27 protein-coding genes and 1 pseudogene are annotated in these 23,040 nt (G+C 42.8%); 26 read left to right on the top strand and 2 right to left on the bottom strand.

Annotated elements, in window-relative coordinates; all coding sequences use genetic code 11:
- Positions 1-27: 27 nt before the first annotated feature.
- The 16 genes and pseudogenes from JR334_07610 (at position 28) to JR334_07535 (ending at position 11,733) form a co-directional block, all read left to right on the top strand.
- Complete coding sequence (locus JR334_07610) at positions 28-849, top strand: Clp protease ClpP (GenBank protein QRN84845.1); 822 nt, start codon at positions 28-30, stop codon at positions 847-849.
- Positions 850-854: 5 nt separating this feature from the next.
- Positions 855-2,048, top strand: coding sequence for a phage major capsid protein (locus tag JR334_07605; GenBank protein ID QRN84844.1), 1,194 nt, complete (start codon positions 855-857; stop codon positions 2,046-2,048).
- Positions 2,049-2,111: 63 nt separating this feature from the next.
- On the top strand, positions 2,112-2,336 hold the full coding sequence (locus JR334_07600) for a Head fiber protein (protein ID QRN84843.1): 225 nt from the start codon (positions 2,112-2,114) through the stop codon (positions 2,334-2,336).
- Between the two features lie 51 nt (positions 2,337-2,387).
- A complete protein-coding gene (locus tag JR334_07595) occupies positions 2,388-2,633 on the top strand; it encodes a phage gp6-like head-tail connector protein (GenBank protein QRN84842.1) in 246 nt (81 codons plus the stop codon).
- On the top strand, positions 2,630-2,950 hold the full coding sequence (locus JR334_07590) for a phage head closure protein (GenBank protein ID QRN84841.1): 321 nt from the start codon (positions 2,630-2,632) through the stop codon (positions 2,948-2,950). Before JR334_07595 ends, JR334_07590 begins: the two co-directional genes overlap by 4 nt.
- A complete protein-coding gene (locus tag JR334_07585) occupies positions 2,950-3,354 on the top strand; it encodes a DUF3168 domain-containing protein (GenBank protein ID QRN84840.1) in 405 nt (134 codons plus the stop codon). Before JR334_07590 ends, JR334_07585 begins: the two co-directional genes overlap by 1 nt.
- A gap of 5 nt (positions 3,355-3,359) precedes the next feature.
- The gene (locus JR334_07580) at positions 3,360-4,073 is read left to right on the top strand and encodes a cadherin-like beta sandwich domain-containing protein (protein ID QRN84839.1); all 714 of its coding nucleotides are present in this window, start codon (positions 3,360-3,362) and stop codon (positions 4,071-4,073) included.
- Between the two features lie 59 nt (positions 4,074-4,132).
- Complete coding sequence (locus JR334_07575; GenBank protein QRN84838.1) at positions 4,133-4,453, top strand: hypothetical protein; 321 nt, start codon at positions 4,133-4,135, stop codon at positions 4,451-4,453.
- Positions 4,450-4,584 (top strand): annotated as a pseudogene (locus JR334_07570) (phage tail assembly chaperone). The gene JR334_07575 and the pseudogene JR334_07570 overlap by 4 nt, the downstream one beginning before the upstream one ends.
- Entirely contained in the window at positions 4,558-4,791 is a 234-nt protein-coding gene (locus JR334_07565) for a hypothetical protein (protein ID QRN84837.1), read from the top strand. The pseudogene JR334_07570 and the gene JR334_07565 overlap by 27 nt, the downstream one beginning before the upstream one ends.
- On the top strand, positions 4,775-5,212 hold the full coding sequence (locus JR334_07560) for an HK97 gp10 family phage protein (GenBank protein QRN84836.1): 438 nt from the start codon (positions 4,775-4,777) through the stop codon (positions 5,210-5,212). The genes JR334_07565 and JR334_07560 overlap by 17 nt, the downstream gene beginning before the upstream one ends.
- Positions 5,209-7,389 (top strand): phage tail tape measure protein, encoded by a 2,181-nt coding sequence (locus tag JR334_07555; protein QRN84835.1) that lies wholly within the window; start codon positions 5,209-5,211, stop codon positions 7,387-7,389. The genes JR334_07560 and JR334_07555 overlap by 4 nt, the downstream gene beginning before the upstream one ends.
- A 12-nt stretch (positions 7,390-7,401) precedes the next feature.
- The gene (locus JR334_07550) at positions 7,402-8,274 is read left to right on the top strand and encodes a phage tail family protein (protein ID QRN84834.1); all 873 of its coding nucleotides are present in this window, start codon (positions 7,402-7,404) and stop codon (positions 8,272-8,274) included.
- The gene (locus tag JR334_07545; GenBank protein QRN84833.1) at positions 8,275-9,891 is read left to right on the top strand and encodes a tail fiber protein; all 1,617 of its coding nucleotides are present in this window, start codon (positions 8,275-8,277) and stop codon (positions 9,889-9,891) included.
- Between the two features lie 13 nt (positions 9,892-9,904).
- The gene (locus JR334_07540) at positions 9,905-11,479 is read left to right on the top strand and encodes a hypothetical protein (protein QRN84832.1); all 1,575 of its coding nucleotides are present in this window, start codon (positions 9,905-9,907) and stop codon (positions 11,477-11,479) included.
- 2 nt (positions 11,480-11,481) lie between these two features.
- A complete protein-coding gene (locus JR334_07535; protein ID QRN84831.1) occupies positions 11,482-11,733 on the top strand; it encodes a hypothetical protein in 252 nt (83 codons plus the stop codon).
- Here JR334_07535 and JR334_07530 read toward each other — a convergent pair.
- Positions 11,730-11,915 (bottom strand): hypothetical protein, encoded by a 186-nt coding sequence (locus tag JR334_07530; protein ID QRN84830.1) that lies wholly within the window; start codon positions 11,913-11,915, stop codon positions 11,730-11,732. The genes JR334_07535 and JR334_07530 overlap by 4 nt on opposite strands.
- Before the next feature lie 122 nt (positions 11,916-12,037).
- On the opposite strand from JR334_07530, the gene JR334_07525 reads away from it, so the two are divergent.
- The 10 genes from JR334_07525 to JR334_07480 all read left to right on the top strand — a co-directional run bounded on the left by JR334_07525 (position 12,038) and on the right by JR334_07480 (position 21,240).
- A complete protein-coding gene (locus tag JR334_07525; GenBank protein QRN84829.1) occupies positions 12,038-12,442 on the top strand; it encodes a phage holin family protein in 405 nt (134 codons plus the stop codon).
- Positions 12,442-13,149, top strand: a complete 708-nt coding sequence (locus JR334_07520) for an N-acetylmuramoyl-L-alanine amidase (GenBank protein QRN84828.1) — start codon at positions 12,442-12,444, stop codon at positions 13,147-13,149. Before JR334_07525 ends, JR334_07520 begins: the two co-directional genes overlap by 1 nt.
- A 38-nt stretch (positions 13,150-13,187) precedes the next feature.
- Entirely contained in the window at positions 13,188-13,625 is a 438-nt protein-coding gene (locus JR334_07515) for an RNA polymerase subunit sigma-70 (protein ID QRN84827.1), read from the top strand.
- Positions 13,606-13,761, top strand: a complete 156-nt coding sequence (locus tag JR334_07510) for a hypothetical protein (GenBank protein QRN84826.1) — start codon at positions 13,606-13,608, stop codon at positions 13,759-13,761. Before JR334_07515 ends, JR334_07510 begins: the two co-directional genes overlap by 20 nt.
- A 49-nt stretch (positions 13,762-13,810) precedes the next feature.
- On the top strand, positions 13,811-15,127 hold the full coding sequence (locus tag JR334_07505) for a recombinase family protein (GenBank protein QRN84825.1): 1,317 nt from the start codon (positions 13,811-13,813) through the stop codon (positions 15,125-15,127).
- A 44-nt stretch (positions 15,128-15,171) separates the two neighbouring features.
- Positions 15,172-16,713, top strand: a complete 1,542-nt coding sequence (locus JR334_07500; protein ID QRN86886.1) for a recombinase family protein — start codon at positions 15,172-15,174, stop codon at positions 16,711-16,713.
- Positions 16,714-16,718: 5 nt separating this feature from the next.
- Positions 16,719-17,933, top strand: coding sequence for a recombinase family protein (locus JR334_07495; GenBank protein ID QRN84824.1), 1,215 nt, complete (start codon positions 16,719-16,721; stop codon positions 17,931-17,933).
- Entirely contained in the window at positions 17,848-19,359 is a 1,512-nt protein-coding gene (locus JR334_07490) for a recombinase family protein (protein ID QRN84823.1), read from the top strand. The genes JR334_07495 and JR334_07490 overlap by 86 nt, the downstream gene beginning before the upstream one ends.
- A gap of 152 nt (positions 19,360-19,511) precedes the next feature.
- Entirely contained in the window at positions 19,512-19,619 is a 108-nt protein-coding gene (locus tag JR334_07485) for a hypothetical protein (GenBank protein QRN86885.1), read from the top strand.
- Positions 19,620-19,953: 334 nt separating this feature from the next.
- On the top strand, positions 19,954-21,240 hold the full coding sequence (locus JR334_07480; GenBank protein QRN84822.1) for an OFA family MFS transporter: 1,287 nt from the start codon (positions 19,954-19,956) through the stop codon (positions 21,238-21,240).
- Between the two features lie 84 nt (positions 21,241-21,324).
- Here the strand turns inward: JR334_07480 and JR334_07475 are convergent, their stop codons facing one another.
- Positions 21,325-22,884, bottom strand: a complete 1,560-nt coding sequence (locus tag JR334_07475; protein ID QRN84821.1) for a transcriptional regulator — start codon at positions 22,882-22,884, stop codon at positions 21,325-21,327.
- Positions 22,885-23,040: the final 156 nt, after the last annotated feature.

Below are 23,040 nucleotides of genomic sequence, written 5' to 3'. Positions count from 1 at the left end.
TTAATACAAAAAAAGGAGGTCGATTTTATGGATAAATTTTGGCGATGGGTGGTGAACGAAGCAGGCGAGCCTAATGCGAGAACCTTGCATCTTGAAGGTTATATTGCAGAGTCTTCTTGGTTTGATGATGATATCACCCCTAAACAGTTTAAGACAGAGCTTTATGGCAGTGGTCCGCTTTCGGATTCCATTGTCGTGAAGATACATTCACCAGGTGGTGATACTTTTGCTGCTGCACAGATTTACAACATGTTAAAAGAATATCCCGGAAAAATCAGTGTGCATGTGGATGGCCTTGCAGCCAGTGCCGCTTCTGTGATTGCTATGGCAGGTGATGAAGTGTGTGTATCTCCCCTATCAGTAATCATGGTTCATAATCCAGCGATGCTTATTGCTGGGGAGGTTGCGGATCTTCAAGTGGGAATCAATCTACTGAGTGAAGTAAAGGAAAGTATTATCAATGCTTATCAGACAAAGACGGGACTTTCAAGAGCAAAAATCTCACACATGATGGATGCTGAAACTTGGATGAGTGCCAACAAAGCCATTGAGCTCAAGTTTGCCGACAAGATTCTCTATGAATCAGAACCGGTAGATGAAAAGTCCGGTGGCTTTATCTTTGACCAGATGACAGTGACAAACGCTCTAAGAAATAAGCTACCTGGAATTCAGGCGAGGATGAAGTACCTTAAGGCAAACACGGATAAAGATAAAGAAGCAGACCCTGAAAAGAATGTGGAGTTTGAACTACCGGTTACAGAGGACCCAAAGGGTCCTGCCATTTCAGAAAACCAGATACCCATTGCCCAGCTACAAAAACGGCTGGAGCTGATTGAAAATTGGAGGTAATAAATATGAGTAAAATTCAAGAACTAAGAGAACAACGCGCGAAGGTTTGGGAACAGGCCAAGGCATTCCTTGATGAACATCGACAGGAGAATGGTCTGATTGGACCTGAAGATAATGCAGTCTATGAAAAGATGGAAGATGAAGTGATAAGCTTCGGTAAGGAGATCGAACGTCTTGAGCGTCAAGAGATGATGGACAGAGAACTTTCAGCTGCAATCAGCAAACCTCTTGCTTCAAGACCAGAGAAGATGAGCGAAGAAAAGACTGGAAGAGCCTCGGACAATTATCGGACTGCCTTCTGGGGTGCCATGAGAAACAAGATAAACCCATCGGTTCAAAACGCACTGCAGATTGGGACAGATTCAGAAGGAGGCTTTCTGGTACCAGATGAATATGAGAACCAGTTGATTCAGGCTCTGCAGGAAGCCAATTTACTGAGAAACCTTTGTCATGTGATCAACACTAGCAATGGTGATAGAAAAATCCCTGTGGTGGCAAGTCATGGCTCCGCAGCCTGGATGGATGAAGAGGGTGCTTTTGCAGAGAGCGATGACGCCTTTACCCAGGTGACCTTATCTGCTTATAAACTCGGAACGATGCTAAAAGTATCTGATGAGCTTCTTAATGATAGCTACTTCGACCTTGAAGCATATATCGCAGCAGAGTTTGCAAGAAGAATTGGTGCATCAGAGGAGGAAGCGTTTCTTGTTGGTAATGGTACAGCCAAGCCTACCGGACTTTTGAATGCTACTGGTGGTGCTAGTCTTGGTTTAACAACAGCCAGTGCAACGGCCATCACCCTTGACGAGGTGTTGGACCTTTACCATAGTTTGAAGTCGGCCTATCGAAAGAATGCGACCTTCCTTGTGAACGATGCTACCATCAAAGCCATCAGAAAACTAAAAGATGGTCAAGGTCAGTACCTCTGGCAGCCTTCTGTTCAGGCAGGAACACCGGATACCGTCATCAACCGACCAGTCCTTACATCTCAGTATATGCCGACAATCGCCGCTGGTGAAAAGACGATTCTCTTTGGAGACTTCAAGTATTACTGGATCGCAGACCGACAGGGCAGAACCTTCAAGCGTCTAAGTGAGCTTTATGCTGCCAATGGACAAGTCGGTTTTCTTGCCTCTCAGAGGCTGGATGCGAAGCTGATCCTTTCAGAAGCCATCAAGGTGCTTCAGCAGAAAGCCTAAGTAATGTAATGGGAAGGCAGTCCAAGGGTTGCCTTCTCTTCACTTTGATAAGGAGGAAAAACCATGGGATATAACACGAAAAACTATACCGAGAGGGGCGGCGATAAGACCGTCATTGGTGGTGAGCTTGCTGTAACAGTAGAAGGGAAAATTACCTTTGATGGAACTGAGCTAAAACCTGCAGCAGTCCAAGCCGACAGTGCTGCAACTGAGGTTGCAGGTCTGGTTGTTGATTTCAACGCCCTGCTCGCGAAGCTTAAAACCGCTGGCCTGATGGCATCTGAATAATGATGGGAGGTAAGCGCATTGGTCGTTACACTTGAAAACACTAAAATATGGATGAGAGTCGAGTCTAATGACGAGGATGCGCTCATCGAAAGCTTCATTCTGGCGGCGGAGGATCTGGTAGAAGGCATCCTCCGCTTTCCTTTGAGCAGTTTTGAAGAAACCATTCCTGAACTTGTAAAACATGCCATCTACTTTACCGTTTCCAGATTGTATGAGGAAAGAAACGAGCTTGACACCGAAAAGTTAAACGATGTTTTAAAAGAGTTGCTTTTTCCCTACAGGGAGGTGATTTGGTGATGAAAATTGGGAGATTAAGGAAGCAGATCGCTATTGAAGTTAGCATGACCGGTAGAGACAGCTTTGGCGCAGAGACTTCAGAATGGGTTCAGTTTGCCAAAGTTTGGGCAGAGGTTTCTCCGATATCAGGAAAAGAATATGTCTCCTTTTCACAAGTCAATGCAGAGATAACAACCAAGATCACCATCCGTTATCTTGCAGGGCTCACTACAGAAATGAGAGTGCTATTTAAGGACCGGATTTTTGAAATCATCTCAATTATCAATTATGAAGAAAAGAATGTCTCCCTTCTTCTGATGTGCAAGGAAGTGATTTGATGGAGCTCGAGGAGGCACTAACGTCATATCTGCTTGCCTACCCGGGGTTTACTGCTCTCATTGGCGATAAGCTCTACCCGGATGAGCTGCCACAAGGGATAAAGCTACCAGCTGTCATCTACAGCAAGGTTAGTGACGTTAAGGAGCATACCCTTGTCGGGCAAAACCGCTTGGAAAGACCTATGCTACAGTTTAGCGTTTTTGCCAGCACGAAAACCGCTGCAAGAGCAATCGCAAACCAGCTAAAGATTGCACTATGCGATTTTCAAGGGATAATGTTCGGGCTTGAGATTCAATACATCCGGCTTGAAAATGAGATTTCAAGCCTTGAAAGAAGCTCGGATAGCTCCATTAAGGTATACACAGAAATATTAGAATTTGAAATCAACTATGTAAAGGAGTGAGATAAATGCCAGGAACACATGCATTTGGTACAACTTTTTCTTGGAATGGTACTTTGGTCGCAGGGCTTACCGCCATCAATGGCATTGAGCTTTCGGTGGATACCATCGATGTTACCACACACCAGTCCGCTAACTACTATAAGGAAATCCTGCCCGGCCTAATTGATCCGGGGGAGGTCAGCATCGAAGGACAATTTGATTACACCGATGTCTCTGGGCAGCAGGCGATGCTTGCAGATTTAAACAGCAGGAATGCTAGAGCTGGGGTTATCACCTTCCCTGCTTCAACCGGTAGCAGTTGGACCTTTCAGGGATACATTACCAACCTTAAAATTGGAGATGCGCCTATTGACGACAAGATTCCGTTTTCGGCCACCATCAAACCGACAGGAAAACCTGTTTTTGCTGTGGCAACAACAACTGGACTAACTGATCTTGAGATATCTGATTCAGCAGAGCTTGCTCCTGCTTTTGCAATCAGTACGACTGATTATGTGGCGTCTGTACTGACGGGAGTTTCTAGCGTAACCATGACACCGACAGCTTCTGCAGGAACCATCACCATTACAGCAAATGGGGCAAGTCAGGAGGTAGCTTCTGGTTCAGCCTCGAGCGCTATCCTTCTTGGTTCTGCGGTAAGCATTACCGTTGTCACCATTACCGTTCAGGAGACCAACAAAGCGCCCAAGGTTTACACCATCAGGATCAATCGTCCGTAATGGATAACAGAGAGGGCGGCCCGAAATCCGCCCGTATATTTTCTTAGGAGGAAAACTTTATGGCAATACCTTTTATTATGATGAGTCTAGATAAACCCAGAAAGCTTCGCTTTGGCATGGGCGCTATGGTGGAGTTCGAACAGCTGACCGGCATCAAGCTTATGGAACTGAATGATGAAATGTCTATGGATGTCTGCTCAAAGCTTTTGTGGATCATGCTGAAGCAGGAAGATAAGGAACTGACCTTAGAAAAAACTTGTGAGCTTATCGATGAATATGCAGAAAGCATCACGGAGGTTATCACCGCCATTACCAAGGCTATTGAGGCAGCCTTCCAAAAGGAGACAAATCACCCAAACGTAAAACCGCTGAAGAAATAAAGCCTGACTGGCTGGACTTCTCGGCGGAATTTAGTATTGGAGTTTGTGAACTTCTATTAAACCCGGAGGAATTTTGGAGGCTGACCTATGCAGAGCTTGTGGCAATGGCAGACGCCAGAATCAAAAGTCAAAAAAGAAAGATGAATGAAATGCTTTTTCTCGCCTGGCATATCGAGGCCCTTGCCAGACAAAAAAGGCTACCTGCACTAAGCAGTCTGATACAGGAAGAAAAAACAAATGGCAGGGTACAAAGTGACGAGGAAATGATGAATATGGCCAAGCTTCTTAATGCTGCTTTTGGAGGGGAGGTGCTCGAAGTCTATGACAATACACAGTAAAAACCAAACCACAGTTGAGGGTCTGGATGAACTGATTTCAGCATTTCAAAAACTAGGTGACGATGCGCTTCCCTACTTGATGGAGGGTTCTAACGAAGCCGGTAGCGAGGTGCTTAGGAAAGCTGTGGACAAGGTGCCTGTGGATTCGGGTAACTTAAAAAGAAAACTTAAAGTCGTAAAGGCCAAGAAAAGTGCTAAGTATCCATACCGGGTCTTTTCAAAGGTTACCTTTTCTAGAGGAGCTGCCTATGCGGTCCCTCTAGAGCTTGGACATAACATTATTATAGGTGGAAAGAAAGTGGGCGTTGTTAAAGAACGGCCATTTTTACGTCCTGCTGCAGATGAAAGTAAAGAAGAGGTTGTAAAAACTATAGCGGCCTCAATGAATAAAGCGCTTGGCGAGATGGGAGGGATGAGATGAGCACCGTAATTCGTTCATTAATGGTCAAGGTTGGCGCAGATCTGACGGAGATGCAAAAAGGTCTAAAGAAAGCTGCCAGAGAGCTAAAGAGTGCGGGAAGAGAGATATCCTCGCTAGGTGCTGGTCTCACTACCAGCATTACCCTTCCTATTGTCGGAGCGGCAGCAGCTTCCATTAAGTTCGCTTCAGACCTTGAGGAATCCACAAACAAGGTGAATGTTGCTTTTCAAGGCTCAGCCGAGGAAGTTAAAAAATGGTCTGATACCACTCTTGGGACTTTCGGTATTGCGAAAGGTTCAGCTCTTGATATGGCTGCACTATTTGGGGATATGGGAACGGCTATGGGACAGGCTCCTGCTGAGGCAGCGAAAATGTCTGAGAGCTTGGTTGGTCTTGCTGGAGACCTCGCCTCCTTTAAAAACATTGGTATCGAGGAAGCGCAGACCGCTCTAAAGGGAATATTTACAGGTGAAGGCGAGTCGCTTAAATCTCTTGGCGTTGTTATGCAGGACAGCACCCTTGAAGCCTATGCAATGGCTACCGGCCAAAAGAAAGCCTACGACGAAATGACGCAGGCTGAAAAGGTAGCTCTTCGCTATGCGTTTGTCATGGATACCACCAAAAACGCCCAAGGAGACTTTGCAAGGACCAGTAGTGGTACCGCAAACCAGCTTAGAATTGTCCAGGAATCTTTAAAAGAAGCTGCTGCCACCTTGGGGCAAAACCTGCTCCCCATCATTATGCCCATCCTTCAGAAAATCAATGGTCTTATACAGAAGTTCTCTAATATGGACGAGAGCACCCAGAAATTCATTCTGACGATGGCAGGCATTGCAGCTGCGATCGGCCCAGTCTTATCGGTTATAGGGGGACTTACAACCGGGCTTGGCGGCGCAGTTGGTGCAGTAAGTAAAGCTGCAGGTGTATTGTCGAAAGGTGGAGGTCTTGCGTCAGCATTTGGTGCGCTCATTGGGCCTGGCGGTATCGCTCTTTTGGTTATCACTGCCATTGCCGCCGCTGCTTATCTCATTATCAACAACTGGGCTGAAATAAAGGACTTTTTTACTAAGCTCTGGGAAAGCGTCAGTACCACCTTTACCAGCGCATGGGATGGAATAAAGAATTTCTTTTCCGGCATTTGGAGCTGGTTTCAGAGCTTCTTCAGCCAGTGGGGCATCTTAATATTGGCAGTACTTGCGCCCTTCATTGGGATTCCCATTCTCATTTATACCTATTGGGATGAAATCAAGCTATTCTTTGCTGGGCTTTGGGAAACAGTAAAAAGCTTATTTTATGAAGCTTTAACGGCAATTATTCAGTTCTTTAGTGACCTGCCTGCAAACATCGGCTTTGCGCTCGGTCTTGTCATTGGACATATTCTTAAGTTTGGAATCAGTCTTGCCTCCTGGGTTACGGACACCATACCAGCTGTTACCAGCAGCATCGCTCAGTTCTTTTCTGAGCTACCGGCAAGAATCTCAGAAATAGTAACCGGAGTTTTAGGTCTAATTGTTCAGTGGGGATTGAACCTTACAAATTGGGTCGCTTTGAATATCCCATTGGTGATAAATACCATTGTCACTTTCTTTGCTTCCCTGCCGGATCAAATAACCTCGGCTATTACCGGGGCTATTACTGCAATAGGAACATGGGCTGGAAACCTCATTACCAAAGCGAGCGAGGAAATTCCAAAAGTCGTAACAAGCATTGTAGAGTACTTCAAGGCCCTGCCCAAGGAGATGCTGCAGGTTGGTAAAGATTTAGTCACCGGCTTGTGGAATGGTATGAACGGCATGATGAGCTGGATCAAAAAAAAGATTAAAGAATTTGCTCGTTCAATTATTGACGGTATTAAAGAGGCTCTCGGCATCAGTTCGCCCTCAAAGGTCATGGCAGACAAGGTTGGAAAATGGATACCAGCTGGGATCGCTAGAGGTATTACAGGAAATGCAGGACTTGTGCAGTCGGCGATGGATGCGATAAGCGGCCAGCTAACCTCTAGAGCAAGTCTTGAATTAGAGGGTTCGGAATCAAATGGAAGAATATCAGCTGCCGGAACTTCAGATGGCAATCCAGGTCGTACAACAAACCTGACCTTCAATGTGCAAAGCTATTCTCAAGCCAGACATGAAATTGATTTACTGAATAAGCAACTGGCAGTTATGGCTGGCCTTTAAGGAGGTGACGGTTTGGAACGATTGATTTTCACAAATGCATTAGGACAAACCATTATATTTGATGAAAGTGGTGTCTACAGGTGGCTTGAGGTTGATGATCTTGGGGGCCTTGAGGCGGATTTTATGACTTCCTCTAGTCCTTATCAAGATGGGCTTACCTCAGTGGGAGACGCCTATTTTACAGCGAAAGCCATCAAGGTTAAATTTGTTGTCGTTGCAAGTGAGCTTGATGAAGCCTTGCGCAGCTTAAACAGCATACTTAATCCAAAGCTTGGGCTTGGCAAACTCACCTATGAGCGCGGCGGAAAGAAATATGTCTTAAACAAGGTGAAAACAAGAGCTTTGCCAGCCCTGCCGGGCATGCCATCAAGAGGGATAGGATATCAGGTTACTTGGGTCATCTATGAAGTGTTTGATCCGTATTTCACAGATGAGGAATATCTGGAAGCTTCGGTTTCCACTGGGGACAACTGCCTGGAGTTCCCGGTGAACATATTTGACAGCTTTGTTTTTGACTATACAAATACGACAGGAATTGTTGTAACCAACAGCGGAGATGTGGAATGTCCGCTGACTATTATTCTTGATGGACCTAAGAACAGTCCGCTAACCATAGAAAACTTGGGCACCGGAGAGAAAATCGTGCTGGCTTTAAATCTTCTAGAAAATGAACGTCTTACTATAACCACTGGTATCGATGATATCAACGTAATCAAGGAAGAACTTTCCACTGGAAATAAAGCGGTGGCTTTTCAATACATCGATGTGGCCCAGACTACTTTTTTCAGGCTTCCAAGAGGAACTAGCACTTTGAAGATCACTGCAGGTGAAGCGGAAGTCGAGGAAGCCACCATAAAATTCAAGCAAAGATGGGTGGGGGTTTAGTTGAAAACATTAAATATCATGAGCCTTGATTTTACCTTTAAGGCTGCAATCAGAGGTTATCAAAGCGCCATCATAACGCGCGTATGGAACGGCATCGGAACTTTTGCGCTTGTCATCAGTGAAGAGATTCCTAATGCCAGTTTACTTAGCGAAAATGACATCATCTGGTTTGATCATGAATACCACAAGGCTTTTATCATTGAACATATTGAAACAGAGTTTTCAGGAAACGTTATGACTTATAGGATTACGGCCAACCATATTAACGTTTTGCTCCATGACTATATTACTATTCCACCTACCGGAGAGGATACTGATGCCAGAACCGGATCCAGAGAACAAGTGGTAAGGGATTGGATAGAGCAAAACTGCATCAATCCGAACAATCCGGCAAGGGCGCAGTATCCACTTGTGCTGTCTGAGGTAGGGGGTTTTGGTGGCACCATAACAGAACAAAGCCGATTTGCGGTGCTTTCTGATGAAATTACAAGAGTGCTTTTACCAGATGATCTGGGTTGGCGGATAGATGTGGATTTGGAAAACTCTCAGTTTGTTTTCAAGGTGCTTGACGGCGTAAATAGAACTTCTGCTCAGAGTACTAATAACAGGATCCTCTTTGGCCTTCGTTATGGAAACATTGCAGGCTATCGGAAAGTGAAAGATGTTATCTCGACAAAGACAGTGGCTTTTATTGGCGGGCAAGGCGACGGCTCAACCAGGCTTCTTTTGGAGGTTGACAGTGCTGCTGGTGGACGGCGTAAAGAAGTATTCGTAGACGCCCAGGATATTGGAGCAACAAATGAACTTGCAGAACGTGGGTATCAAGCGCTCTCAGATGCTGCAGCCGTAAACAGTTTTGAATTTGAAGCTTTAAGCAGGCAGTTTCAGTATGAAGAGGATTATGATCTTGGCGACTTTGTTACAGTGGTGATCGATAAGGCCACTATTCAGCATCTTCAAATAAAAGAGCTTAGAGAAGTCTATGAGCAAGCAAATATTACAGTGAAGCCGGTGTTTGGAACTCCTGAGAGAACCTTTGCTAGGACAGTTGGAAGGGTTGCAAAACAACTATCATCCCTAGCCGTATCCTCAACTAAAATTGACGACAACAAGGTCTCTCCTGGCTCAACCTGGAGTTCGGAGAAAATAAAAAATAGTGGAAGTGCACCGGTGGGAGCCATACTTGCAATTGCGACGCCCAATATTCCTGAAGGATGGTTTGAATGTAATGGTGCAAGCATCAGCCGGACTGAGTACTCTGAACTTTTTGAAAGCATCGGCTCTACTTATGGTGCTGGGAACGGTACAACTACCTTTAATCTTCCAGACCTAAGAGGAAGAGCTTTAGTAGGAGTGGACGCTAGCCAATCAGAGTTCTTGGCTCTCGGTCAAACAGGCGGCGATAAAGGCCATACTTTAACTGTCGCAGAGCTGCCTCCACACACCCATGACATAATGATGGACAGCGATACAAGTCCAGATGGTGGAACAGGTGCAACCGCTTCAGAGGACAGCTTTAACAGGACACTGTCTGGAGGTGCAATGAGTACAGGAGACGGGGAAGCTCACAATAACCTGCAGCCATACATGGCGCTTAGGTGGATTATTAAATACTGAGGAGGAAAATAAATTGAGCAATATTAACGACTTTGGGATGCCGTTTACTTCCCAAGCGGGAGATAGGGCCTACAGTTCTTTGGATTGGCGTTCCTATTTCAGTTCTCTCCTTGAAGATGGCATCATTGGAGGTATTGGAAACGAACTTAAAGTCAAGCCCCAGTCCGCACCCAACAAGACGGTGTATGTGGATACAGGGGCCATATTTATGAGTGGAGCTATGCGCTTACTGGTGGATGTTACCAACCTATCTGTGGCAGATAATACCAGTGGTGAACCACGTATTGATCGCATCGTGGCAAGGCTTAATCTGACCAATAGGAAAATTGAGTTTGCAGTTAGACAAGGGTCTGCTTCTGAAAGTCCAAATCCACCAGAGTTAATACAAAATGGTATTACATGGGAGCTTTCTTTGGCGCAAGTTTACCTTGCCAACGGTTTTTCCACCATAACAATTGGTGTGATTGCGGATGAGAGAGGAAGCGAAGATTTATGTGGATACTTCAGGTATAGAGCTAAACCTGCTTGGTATCCGGAGGGAGGAACACCTCCATATGATGCATGGATGTATTCGCATTTCAAAGAGCTGTTATCTGTGGAAGAAGTTGCAGACATTGAAGCAAATGCGACGCTTATGAATATGGTGCTCTCCTCAAATAAGGTGATAAACCTTTTCCCTATGACCATCATGAATGCTTTGCAGCTGCATTCTGCGGAAAGCGAAACGATTTCTGCAAATACTACGCTTGCAGATAAGGTTAATATCTATGAGGATTTGACTATAGATTCAGGTGTGACCCTTACCTGTACACCTGGAACCTCAGTCCTTATTGTGCTTGGAAATCTGACGTTGAATGGCAATATTAATGCATCAGGAAAGGGCGGAGCTGGAGGAAGTGGGGGGACATATTATGGAGCTGGAGGTACTGGTGGGGGTGTTGTTTATGTCTTTGCTAAGAGAATTGCTGGAACGGGTGCGATACAGGCAAACGGAGAAGATGGTGTGGACCAGCTTACTGAGTATTCAGGTACCTCGACAGGGAATGGTAATGAGTCTGGTGTATCTGGTTCGTTTATAGGAAATACTACACCTGTTGGCTCAAAAGCGCATAAGACTTCTCTCCTATCATTCCTTAATTTCGATATTGGGGCTATAGGTGGTGGAGGAGGAAAAAGTGGATATTACGAAGGAGACGATGAAACCGGACCAATCGCTGCGGGAGGACATGGTGTTTATGCTGCGGGCGCTAATGATGGGTCTCTTACGACTAGTGGGGATTACTCCGGCGCTGGAGGAGGCGGTGGCGGAGGTGCCATCATCATTGTATCACTGGATGGTGTGCCGGAAATAGCGGTTGAGGCGAAGGGTGGTGCGGGTGGATCTGCTGAAACCCTACAAGACGGTATTGGAGGTAGTGGCGGTGGTGGCGGTCTGATTTCCATCGCAGCCCTAACGAATGCAGCGACTACTTCTGTTTCAGGCGGTGCAGGTGGTATGAATGGTACCTATAACGGGAACAGTGTAAATTCAGATGGGGATCCTGGGCTTGTTGAGTTTTATGAACTGCAGCTTATTAAGGGGGTGTAGTAGTGCGGGCAAAGATTGAGGAGGGTAAGATTATTGGTTATTACATAGGGTTATCCGATATCAAGGACTGCATTGATGTTCCTGATTTTGTAGCAACAGAACCAAACCGATTTAGTTATGAAAAAGGGAAATTCATAGAGAAGGAGAAAAATGGTAGTCAGGATATGAAGTCACTTGAGCAAAGAGTGCGTGAACTGGAAGAAACAGTCACGGGTTTAAAGGGCTTGCAAGCGGGCGTAAAAGCAGATGCTTAGTCACGTTTAATCCGGGCAGGGCAGTCTTTTTTGTTTAGTAGGTATTCGTCAGGGTGCTTGCCATATTCAAGGCACCGGGGTTTGCCCTCAATGAAAATATCATTTTCACAGGAGGCACATTGGGTAATGATTAGTGTCATATCACTTGTAAGCCTTTTTTCGGCAGCTGACTTCTTGTTCATAGAAATCTCCTTATTTATATTGGTGTGAGCTGTGCATCCTGTTTACAGTATACAACGAAGCAATACATATTGTTATGGCGGAGTCCGTATGGGCTTCGCTTTTTTAGAAAGTGAGGGATTTTATGAAGTATTCTATTACAGCTTGGCAACTTGGTTTTAGCACCTTGGGTGCATATCTTGGCTATTTCTTGGGAGGATGGGACGGATTTTTGTATGCACTAGTAGCATTTGTAGTTGTCGATTACATTACGGGAATTATGGTGGCGATAGTTGATAGAAAGCTTTCAAGCGAGGTCGGTTTCAGGGGCATATTTAAGAAGGTCATCATATTCGCTTTGGTGGGTATCGCTCATCTACTTGATGCAGAAATTGTTGGAAGTGGTAGTGCGTTAAGAACTGCTATTATCTTCTTTTATTTATCCAATGAGGGTATCTCCATCTTGGAGAATGCAGGACGGATTGGACTACCCGTACCGAATAAGTTACTAGAAATCATGGAGCAGCTTAATAAGAAAGGGGACAAGTAATGAATCTCATTAAGAAGTATATGACCAGAAACGATTGTTTCAAAGCAGGTAGAAAAATCATACCGAAAGGAATAATGGTGCACTCAACAGCAGTGCCGGGTGTTATGGCAGGAGATTGGTTTAGCCGTTGGAACAAATCATACAAAGCAAAAGAAACAAACAGACAGGTTTGTGTGCATGCTTTCCTAGATGATAAAGAGATCTATCAGTACCTACCATGGGATCATAGGGGTTGGCATGCTGGCGGTGAAGCCAACAATACACACGTTGGATTTGAGATCTGTGAACCATCAGGATTTACGTATACAGGAAATTTCCAGATGAAGGGATATGACATCAAAAAACAAGAACCGTATTTTAGAAAGGCTTGGCAGAACGCTGTGGACTTATGTGTATTTCTCTGCAAGGAATATGGACTCACTGAAAAAGACATCATCTGCCATTCGGAGGGTAACAAGAAGGGGATTGCAAGTAACCACGCGGATGTCATGCATTGGTTTCCAAAACATGGGGAGAACATGGATTCATTTCGTGCAGCCGTAAAAGCAACTTTGGATAAGGGGAAATCCGAGCCTAAATCTGATGTACTGAACCAGAAGAAATATTACCGCGTTCAGGTTGGCGCTTTCGCACACAAAGAGAATGCGGAAAGACTACTGGGGAGAATTAAGGCTGCTGGTTTTGATGCGATTCTGAAATATGACTAAGAAGTATTTCAATAGGGGCTAATGATGGAGGTGATTATGTGACAGAATCGCAAATTAGAAGAATAAGGGAACGACGTGAGGAGGGGGACAGTTACGCGAGTATTGCAAGGGAACTGTCCCTCTCTGCGAATACAGTGAAATCGTATTGTCAGCGAAACAAAATCGTAAAACCTACAAGGATCATGGAACCAAGCGCGAAGAAGAAGGGAGAAACATGTGTAAATTGTAAGAAGCCTTTAGAGCCAGGACTTACAGGCAGGCCAAAGCGTTTTTGTTCAGAGGGTTGCAGACGGGCCTGGTGGGAAGATCATCCTGAAGAATCCAAGAAGAAGGCATACTATACCGTGATATGTAAGGAATGTGGAATCCCATTTGAGAGTTATGGCAACAAGAACCGCAAGTTCTGCTGTCATGCATGCTTTATCAAGAATCGCTTTGAGAGGATGAAACAGAACTATGACAACGGAACAATTTGAGCGCGAGAAAAATTACCAGGTTACCCTATACATTACCAAGTCAATGCTCGAAAAAGGTCTGATTGATAAGAAGGATTTCGCAAAAATTAGGGCCAAGCTTGTGAAGAAATACAAACCAATAATTGGCAGTTTATAGTGGCCAACATCACTTGCTATGTATCAAAATCAGAGTTAACATGTGACAAATGGAGGTGCTAAGCTTGCGAAAAGTCAGAAAGATTGAGTCTGTTTTAACAAGAATTTCAATAAGAAAAAGAGTAGCAGCTTACGCTAGAGTATCCAGTAAGAAGGATGCTAGCCTTCATTCCCTGTCGGCTCAGGTTAGCTACTACAGTGAAATGATACAGAGTCATACTGGGTGGGATTACGTAGGCGCATATGTAGATGAAGCGATAACCGGGACGGAGAACAGAAGAACGGAATTTCAAAAGCTTCTGAGCGATTCCAGAGCAGGTAAAATTGACTTAATAATCACCAAGTCAATATCTAGGTTTGCTAGGAACACACTAATGTTACTTGAGGCGGTAAGAGAGTTAAAGGATTTGGGTATAGACGTCTTTTTTGAAAAAGAAAATATTCATTCAATGAGCGGGGATGGTGAGCTGATGCTTACTATCCTCGCTTCTTTTGCTCAAGAGGAAAGTAGATCGGCCAGTGACAATGTCAAGTGGCGAATCAGGAAACGCTTTGCTGAAGGTGAGCTGGTGAATCTTCGGTTTATGTTTGGATACAAGATTGAAAAAGGAACGGTAGAGATTAATGCTGAGGAAGCTGGTATCGTTCGACTAATATTTTCAGAGTACGTAAACGGATTGGGATGCACAAGGATAGCCAAGAAGCTTAGAGAAATGCGTGTAGCCAGACCAAGAGGCGGACGTTGGGATGCTGAACGTGTAGCAGAGATTCTTAAGAATGAGAAATACACAGGCAATTCACTGCTTCAGAAGAAGTTCGTATCCGATCATCTAACCAAGAAACTCAAACCAAATAAAGGTGAGCTGCCACAGTACTTTGCTGAAGGCACTCATCCTCAAATCATTGATGGAGTGACCTACCAGAAAGCCCAAGAGATTATGAGTAAGCGTAAGGAGAGGTTCCAAGGCAATACTAAACAAGGACGATATCCATTTACAAGCATGATAGTATGCGGCAATTGTGGGAAAAAGTATAAACGGAAAACTAGCCATGGACGAGTCTATTGGAATTGCTCAACCTACCTTGAGTTCGGAAAGAAAGCATGTCAGGTAAAGCAGATACCCGAGAAAATCCTTAAAGAGCTAGCAGTTGAGGTGTTAGGCGCCACCCCCTTCGATGGGGAATATTTTTTAAACTCAATAAAAGAGATTCGCGTTCTTGAACCTAGTAAATTAGAGTTCATTTTCATGGATGGCCATTCTGTAATTAAAGAGTGGCAGAACAAGACCAGAAGTGAAAGCTGGAATGAAGAAGATAGGGAACGAGCTAGGCAAAGAGGACGAATACAAGGGGAAGGAGGTATTTAGTGCAAACAGTTAAGATTATACCTGCAAAACAAGAACGTATTAAGATGGTTACTGAAAATCAGAGTGCAATGAAAAGAGTAGCTGCCTATGCGAGGGTCTCAACTGATAACGATGAACAACTTTCAAGTTTCAAAGCGCAGCGAGACTACTATGTAAAACATATTCATTCAAAGCCCGATTGGAAATTTGTTGAGATATATACAGATGAAGGGATATCAGCTACAAGTACCAAAAAAAGAGATGGTTTCAATCGAATGATTAAGGATGCTATAGGTGGAAAAATTGACCTAATAATTACTAAATCAGTCTCTAGATTTGCAAGGAATACAGTTGATTCACTAACGACAATTAGGCGTTTGAAGGAGAAAAATGTTGAAGTGTTTTTCGAGAAGGAAAACATATATTCGTTAGATAGCAAAGGCGAGCTAATGTTAACTATAATGTCCAGCCTTGCTCAAGAAGAATCGCAAAATATAAGTTCCAATGTGAAATGGGGACAGAGGAAAAGGTTTGCCGATGGAAAGGTCAGTTTGCCATATGGTAGATTTCTTGGTTATGAAAAAGGAAAGGATAATATCCCGCAGGTTGTGGAAAAGGAAGCTGTTGTTATTCGAAGAATTTACAGACTTTTTCTTGAAGGTAAAACACCTTCAAATATTGCGAGGGTATTAACAAAGGAGAGAATACGGACACCTGGAGGTAAGGAGAAATGGTCATCAAGTACAGTGAAAAGTATCTTAATGAATGAAAAATACAAGGGAGATGCTATTCTCCAAAAGACATTCACAACAGATTTTCTTACCAAGAAGAAAAAAATAAACGAGGGCGAGCTTCCCAAATACTATGTAGAGAATAGCCATCAAGCGATTGTTGATCCAGAAACCTATGAACTAGTTCAAGAAGAGTTCAAAAGGAGAAAGGCATCAGGCAAAACTACCAGTTCCATCAACTGTTTTGCAAGCAGAGTAACCTGTGGAGCTTGTGGTGGTTTCTTCGGTAGAAAAGTATGGCATTCCAATACTAAGTATGCGACCACCATATGGCAGTGCAACAATAAATTCAGAAAAAAGACGTATTGCCATACACCGCATTTGAAAGAAGAGGATCTTAAAAAAGCTTTTGTGGGAGCCTTGAACAGTTTGATTGAAAGTAAAGAAGAAATACTTAAGACTTGTGATGAAGTGATGAATACGATTACTGACTATACGAAGGAAGAGAATGAGGTTAGGGGGATTCAGGAAGAGGCTGATGCTATAGGCTTGGTTCTTGAAAAGCTCATAGGGCAAAATGCTAGGTTGGCTTTGGACCAAGAAGAATATAGCCAGAAATACAACTCGTTGGCCTCAAAGTACAATGAGCTGCAGGAAAATATTCATACTTTAAATGAGGAAATTATTAAGAAAAAAGCGAAAAGGAACCAGATGACAGTCTTTATTCGGGAATTAAGAAGAATGGAGCATCTGATAAGCGAGTTCGACGAAACCTTATGGTCAGCGCTTGTGACTACAGTTGTTGTGAATGGAATGGAAGAATTGATTTTTCATTTTCGGGGTGGGACGATGGCACCCTGGCAGATAAAGGAGTAGATGGTGTGCGGGATTCAAACGACAAAAAAATAATAAGTATTAGAGAGAAAATGAACTCGATTGTTCCCCTAGAAAAAATAAGGGTTTGTGCTTATGTTCGGGTTTCAACAGAGAATAAGGAACAGTTGAGCTCTCTTAAGAACCAGACTGATTATTATAGCGATAAACTACAAAGAAATCCTGAGTATGAATTCTGCGGAATTTTTAGTGACAAAGGAATATCAGGAAATAAAGTTCATCGACCCGGTCTGCAAGAGATGCTTGAGAAAGCAAGGAAGAATGAAATTGATCTTATAGTCACCAAATCCATTTCAAGGTTTGCTCGCAATACGCTCACACTTCTAAGGATCGTAAGAGAATTGAGAGAAAAGAGCGTTGGGATAATATTTGAAGAGCAGAATATCAATACCCTACGAGCTGAAGGGGAATTGATGCTCACTGTGCTTGGAGCCATAGCGGAGGAAGAAAGAAAGTCAGTCTGTGAAAATATTAGATGGGGAGTTAAAAGAAGATTTGAAAATGGGCAATACAAGGTGGATACAAGCCGATTGCTTGGCTATGTTCGTGATGATAAGGGAGATATGATAATCGATGAAGAACAGGCGTGTATTGTGAGGAGAATATACAGTTTATTCATAATGGGCGTTCCAGGTTATCAAATTGCCAAAATATTTAATGCAGAGGCAGTTACAACTTTTAGCCCTAAGCCCTGGGCCTCTCATCGAATCCTTAGGATTATTTCTAACGAAAAATACGTTGGTGATACACTTCTGCAGAAAACCTACGCAAATGAACTTGGAAAAAGTATATTGAATCGTGGAGGAAGACCACAATACTATATCAAAGACTCACATCCAGCCATAATAAGTCGAGTGGATTGGCAGAAGGCAAAGCAAATCAGGATTAGTAGGAAATGCAAACCATACCCATTCACAAGCAAGATAAGATGTCCTTATTGCGGAGCATCTCTCATCAGAGTTGTCCATCAGCGAAAGTGGGTGAGTTGGATATGCTTAACATATATGCAAAGAGGAAAAGATGTATGCAAAGGCGCGCGTATATCTGAGAGTATTCTTAAGAAACTGGTAGGCAGTGGTTCTTTATTGGAAGTAATGGTGCTAATGGAGGTGAATAATGAAAAACGTGCGAAAGACAGGACCGAAAAAGATTTCTATCTTATACCCGCTTCAAAGCATGACGGATCAAGAAGAAAAGAATAAGAAGTTGACGAGAGTGGCCGCATATTGTCGTGTATCCTCTGGAAGCGAAGAACAAAGGACAAGCTATAATGCTCAAATCCAGTATTATGAGAGGTCCATTAGGGAAAACCCAGAATACACCTATGCAGGCATCTATGCTGATGAAGGCATATCCGGTACAGCGCTTAAAAAGCGTGAAGCACTCAATAGGTTGATGGACGATGCCAGAACTGGCCAAATGGATATGATTATAACAAAAAGCTTATCGCGATTTGGAAGGAACACGCTAGATTGTCTGAACATAATAAGGGAACTGAAAGAACTAGGTATAGATCTTTATTTCGAGAAGGAAGACCTCCACACCATGAGAAGCGAAGGAGAATTTCTACTGACGCTGATCGCAGCCACCGCTCAACAGGAGAGTTTGGAGCAGTCCGAGAATGTGAAATGGGGTATTCGAAGAAAGTATGAAGCAGGCAATATAAAGAGCATACCGAGTGGTAAGTTCTTAGGTTATGATAAGGATTCAGAAGGTGAGTTAGTTATCAATGAAATGCAAGCGAAAACTGTGAGAAGAATTTACTCGGATTTTTTGGGTGGGTATGGCACCTATCAGATTGCGAATAGGTTAACAAATGAAAAGGTGCCTATGACTCATGGTGGCAAAGCATGGCATGCCAGTCATATTATGAAGGTCTTAACGAATGAAAAAATTAAAGGGGATACACAGTTTCAAAAGACTTACAATGTTGACTATTTGACCAAAAGACGTGCTAAAAACAAAGGAGAGCTACCCCAAAAGTATTTAGAAAACACTCATCCGGCAATCATAGATCGAAAGACCTGGGAAATTGTGCAACTAGAATTATTACGGCAGAAGCATTTTTCTTTAGAACACTTTACGGATAATTATCACTGGCACTCATTGGAACATCCATTTAGCGGGAAAATAATTTGTGCTCAATGTGGACACACTTATATTCACTTGTCTTCTAAGAAGAAAGGAGAGAAGCCGAAAGAATACTGGAGATGTAAAACATTCTTTGGAAGGAAAGGCTCTCCGATAACAGGGAAGATGTATACACCCAATGCGCCCAAAGGAAGAAACCCGACTCCATCAAATCTACGTCGTCGTAAGAAACTAGAGCCAAGGCAAATGCTCTGTACTGATATTCGGATTGATATAGAAAAGCCTGCAGAGAAATTTATTAGGTCCTGGAACCATTTAGTTGTTAAAAGGGACCAGTATATGGCGAAATGGGAGGGACTGATTGACGGTGAAGATATTTTAGCTTCATATAGGATTAAGGAATTGATGAGCCTACTAGCTACAACGGGTTGCATTGATGACGTGCCATATGAGCTGATGCTTAAGACGCTAAGCCATATTGAGGTTGATAGTGAGGGGGAACTGAAATTGGTGTTTTTAGCGGGGCTAAAGATCTGATTGATGGTAGATAGTACACAGCCAAAGATGTAGTTAATAAAATTACCGGCTTTTCACGAGTTGGGAAACCAGGTGACATTCCTGAAGTGAAAACCTCAAGAAAGAGATAGTTCATTGGCGTTTAGGAGACTGGAGAGGAAGCCAGAAGGACAATATTCGAATATTTTGAGGTCTTCTGCAACCGTCCAAGAGCCCAGAAAAGACTGGGCTATCTCAGCCCTATCCAATACCTGAACCAATACTACACCGCAGTACCTTAACGGGTATTGAAGCAATGAATATGATTCGAAAAGGACAGGTTGAAGGTGTTGATTCTGTCCTGTTAGAGATGAATTTTATAAATAAATTAATGGCCGAAGCAATGTAAAAAATGAATAATAGGGGGCAATATTACTAAGCAAATGATGATGTGGATTTTGTAAGCAATCTTTGCACCAGAACCTAAAAAGGCAAGTGCTTTCGACCTGTATTTTACGCCTATTGAAAGGGTTTGTAGGTAGTAAAATTGAATTATATGTAGAAGTGAGTAATTAAAAGACTTTTGGAATTGAGATGCTACGCTAGTGATGTTAGAATCAGGAATTCGTCAATCTGATGATGAGAGGAGATATCGTGAAGCTGTTTCAAGAGGAAAACCCGAACCCAACGACGATCAATATGGAACATGAAAAGCACAGGCGGTGGACGATTCTTTTAGGGGGATTTCTACTTTCTCTAATGGGGGGGATGAGTTACGCCTGGGGTTCTTTCGTTGTTCCCTTGGTAATGGACTGGGGATGGACTGCGACACAGGCTGTTCTTCCATTCACAGTATTGATTGTTGTTTTCGCGATAACAATGATTCCAGCTGGATGGATTCAAGATAAGATTGGACCAAGAAAGGTAGCAACATGGGGTGCGGTGCTGTTTTTTGTTGGCTACATTTTGTCTGGGTTTCTACCATGGATTCCCTATCCTGGCTGGTTAGTCTTTTCATATGGATTTATTGTAGGCATTGCCTGCGGACTTACTTATTCATGCATCGCTCCTACTGCCCGCAAATGGTATCCTGATCGACCTGGCTTTGCTGTGTCAACTGGGGTTATGGGATTTGGGCTTGCTGCAGTGGTGTTTTCACCGTTTCAACGATTGATGATTAACAGTATAGGAGTAGATGGAACTTTTCAAGTATTCTCGGTTTTTGTAGCAGCAGTAGCTCTCGTAGGCGCTCAGATAATGAAAAATCCGCCAAAAGGATATCATATTTCTAGCTTAAGTGGATCGGCACAAAACGAGGAGATGGACCCAATCAAAGTGGTTGAAGATGTCTCTCCTGAAAGGTTCATTAGAACACCTGAATTCTATCTCTTATGGTCAGCACTGGCTATGGTAATTGGTGGGGGATTAACTGCTATTGGTCTTATTCCTGCTTATGGAGAGATTGAGCTGAAGCTAGCACCAGCCGTAGCAGCTACAGCAATATCTGCTTATGCATTAACAAATGGTTTTGGGCGACCAATAGTAGGTTATTTGTCCGATCGTATCGGAGTAATCCGTATTATGACAGTTGTTTACATTGTACAGGCAATTGTGTTCCTTTTGCTGCCATGGGTTGCAGTGAATTTCGTATTGCTTGTATTATGCTCCTTGCTTCTAGGGGTAGGATATGCCACAACATTTGCACTGTTTCCAGTACTTGTGTCATCAGGTTTTGGTACAAAGTATTTAGGATTGAATTATGGCCTTGTCTTCAGTGCCTTCGCCATAGGGGCTCTTACAAGTTTAATTGGTTCCAAACTATTGGATATTACTCAGTCATTTACACCTGCATTTCTCCTTGCGGGATCCACAACAGTTGTAGGCTTAATTCTATTACGTATATTGAGAAGAAGGCTTAAATGATTATTAGCTACTTGTCAGACTCGCGATTCCGGAAAAATATACTTAGTAAATCCTAGTTTTAGAATAGAAACGTGAATAAGCTGCTTATCTTTTGAGTTTTTCGTCTTTAAATTCCTGATTATGGTACTGTTTTAAACTACTGATATATTCACTAAGTCTATCAGAACTTACATTTTTGTTTGGATTCCGGTAAGCTTTTTCGCCTATTAAGGATTTTAAATAATCCCAAAATACAGCGGTCAAGTTACTTTCATTAAAAGCAAATGCTACGGAGGGCGCAGAGGTTTTAGCAATAATCGCACCAAGATTTTCCTTAACGTAAACCATATATCGGATTTCTATGGGTTTTTCAATTAAATATACATTGAAGTTTGGATAGGTATTCATAAGGTGCTGAATGTTCTCCAAATGAGATGTGTATTCCTCCAGCGTGTAATATGCATCTTCTCCGCTCAACATATAAGAGGAGGAAATCTTAACTTCTCCGTTTTTTATTTTTTCACCGTCAAAAATTCTAATAATTTCAAAAAATGAATTGTCATGCAGCTGTTTTTGAAAGCTTATCATTCTATTTTTTGCGAGCTCATAATAATTTAAATTCTTGTCCATTATGCGAGGTATGAAGCTGGAAGCGACAGCTTCAGGCATTGTTAATAAGGATAGAGATTCCGTTATTATGATGCAGTTGACCTTTTCTTTTTCAAATTCTAGGAGAGTATCGATATATGATGGTTTTTCATACGATGTAAAAATCTTCATTAAGGGGTTACACAAACTTATGTATTGATTAAACTCTTCTGTAAGTGCCCAAACAGCCTCCTTGTTTTTAATATAAAAATTAGCCGCTTTGTTTATCATATCCCCTGTTGTACTTGATGTAATTGCAGATGTATTAGGAGCAATAAAAAGAGTCCTCTTAAAAATACCGTCTTTTTTCTTTGGATAATAATAAGGCTCTATCAAGCCGGACATATAAAGGGGTATCCACTGACTTATGGCATTTAGCATCTCATCAAGGTCACGGCTTACCGTATGGATGATTTTTATTCGATTGCCTTTTGATAGCACCTGCACCATTAACTCAGCCCATTTTGCCGCAAATTCCTTATTGGCAGTTATCCAGTCCGTAGGCTCGTCGCTGTAAAGCAATAAGGTTTGTGATTGCTCCTGAGCAAGAACTTCAGAAAGAAAATACTCAACAGCAAGTCTTTTACCTTCAAGCCCAAAGTAAATTTGAGTGTCAGCTGTGGAAGCAATCGTCGGCAAGAAATTAGCAGGTTCAGATGCTATAGGTCGGGCAGAAATGTTTGTTATTTGGTTTAAAAAATTCTCAATTTTTTTAGCACCCTCATTCTTTTCATCCATTAACCATCTCATTATGTATTGGGAGCTATTGCATGTATCAAGGAAAAGGAAATCTATACCCAGCGTGTCCGCAAGAGCCTTGCGTTGATAATCATCACTACAACGTCGTGAAAAGTACTCCGCCATTAGGCGCAAAGAATTTTCATCCTTAACGGCGCTTCTTTTCCCTCTCCGCAGACGGCTGATATGGGAAGGGTCAAGGTTAACATATAACGACAAAGCGCTGTTGGTTGTATTTGAAATGTTCATTAGAAAATCAAGCTTTTCATAAAATTGCAAATTAAATCACCTCTTTGTGATATTTTACTATATGAAATGATGAAAAACAATACGATTGACATGATTTGTGTCAAGAAAATGGCCGTGTCAAATTATCTAATGCTATTTATGAAAGTCCTTAAGTATTCTATAATTTTAAATATATATTTAATGGGG

The organism is Clostridia bacterium, from assembly GCA_016887505.1.
Classification (GTDB): Bacteria; Bacillota; TC1; order TC1; family UBA5767; genus UBA5767.
The sequence above is the reverse complement of the archived record's forward strand: the minus strand, read 5'-3'. Positions and strand labels throughout refer to the sequence as shown.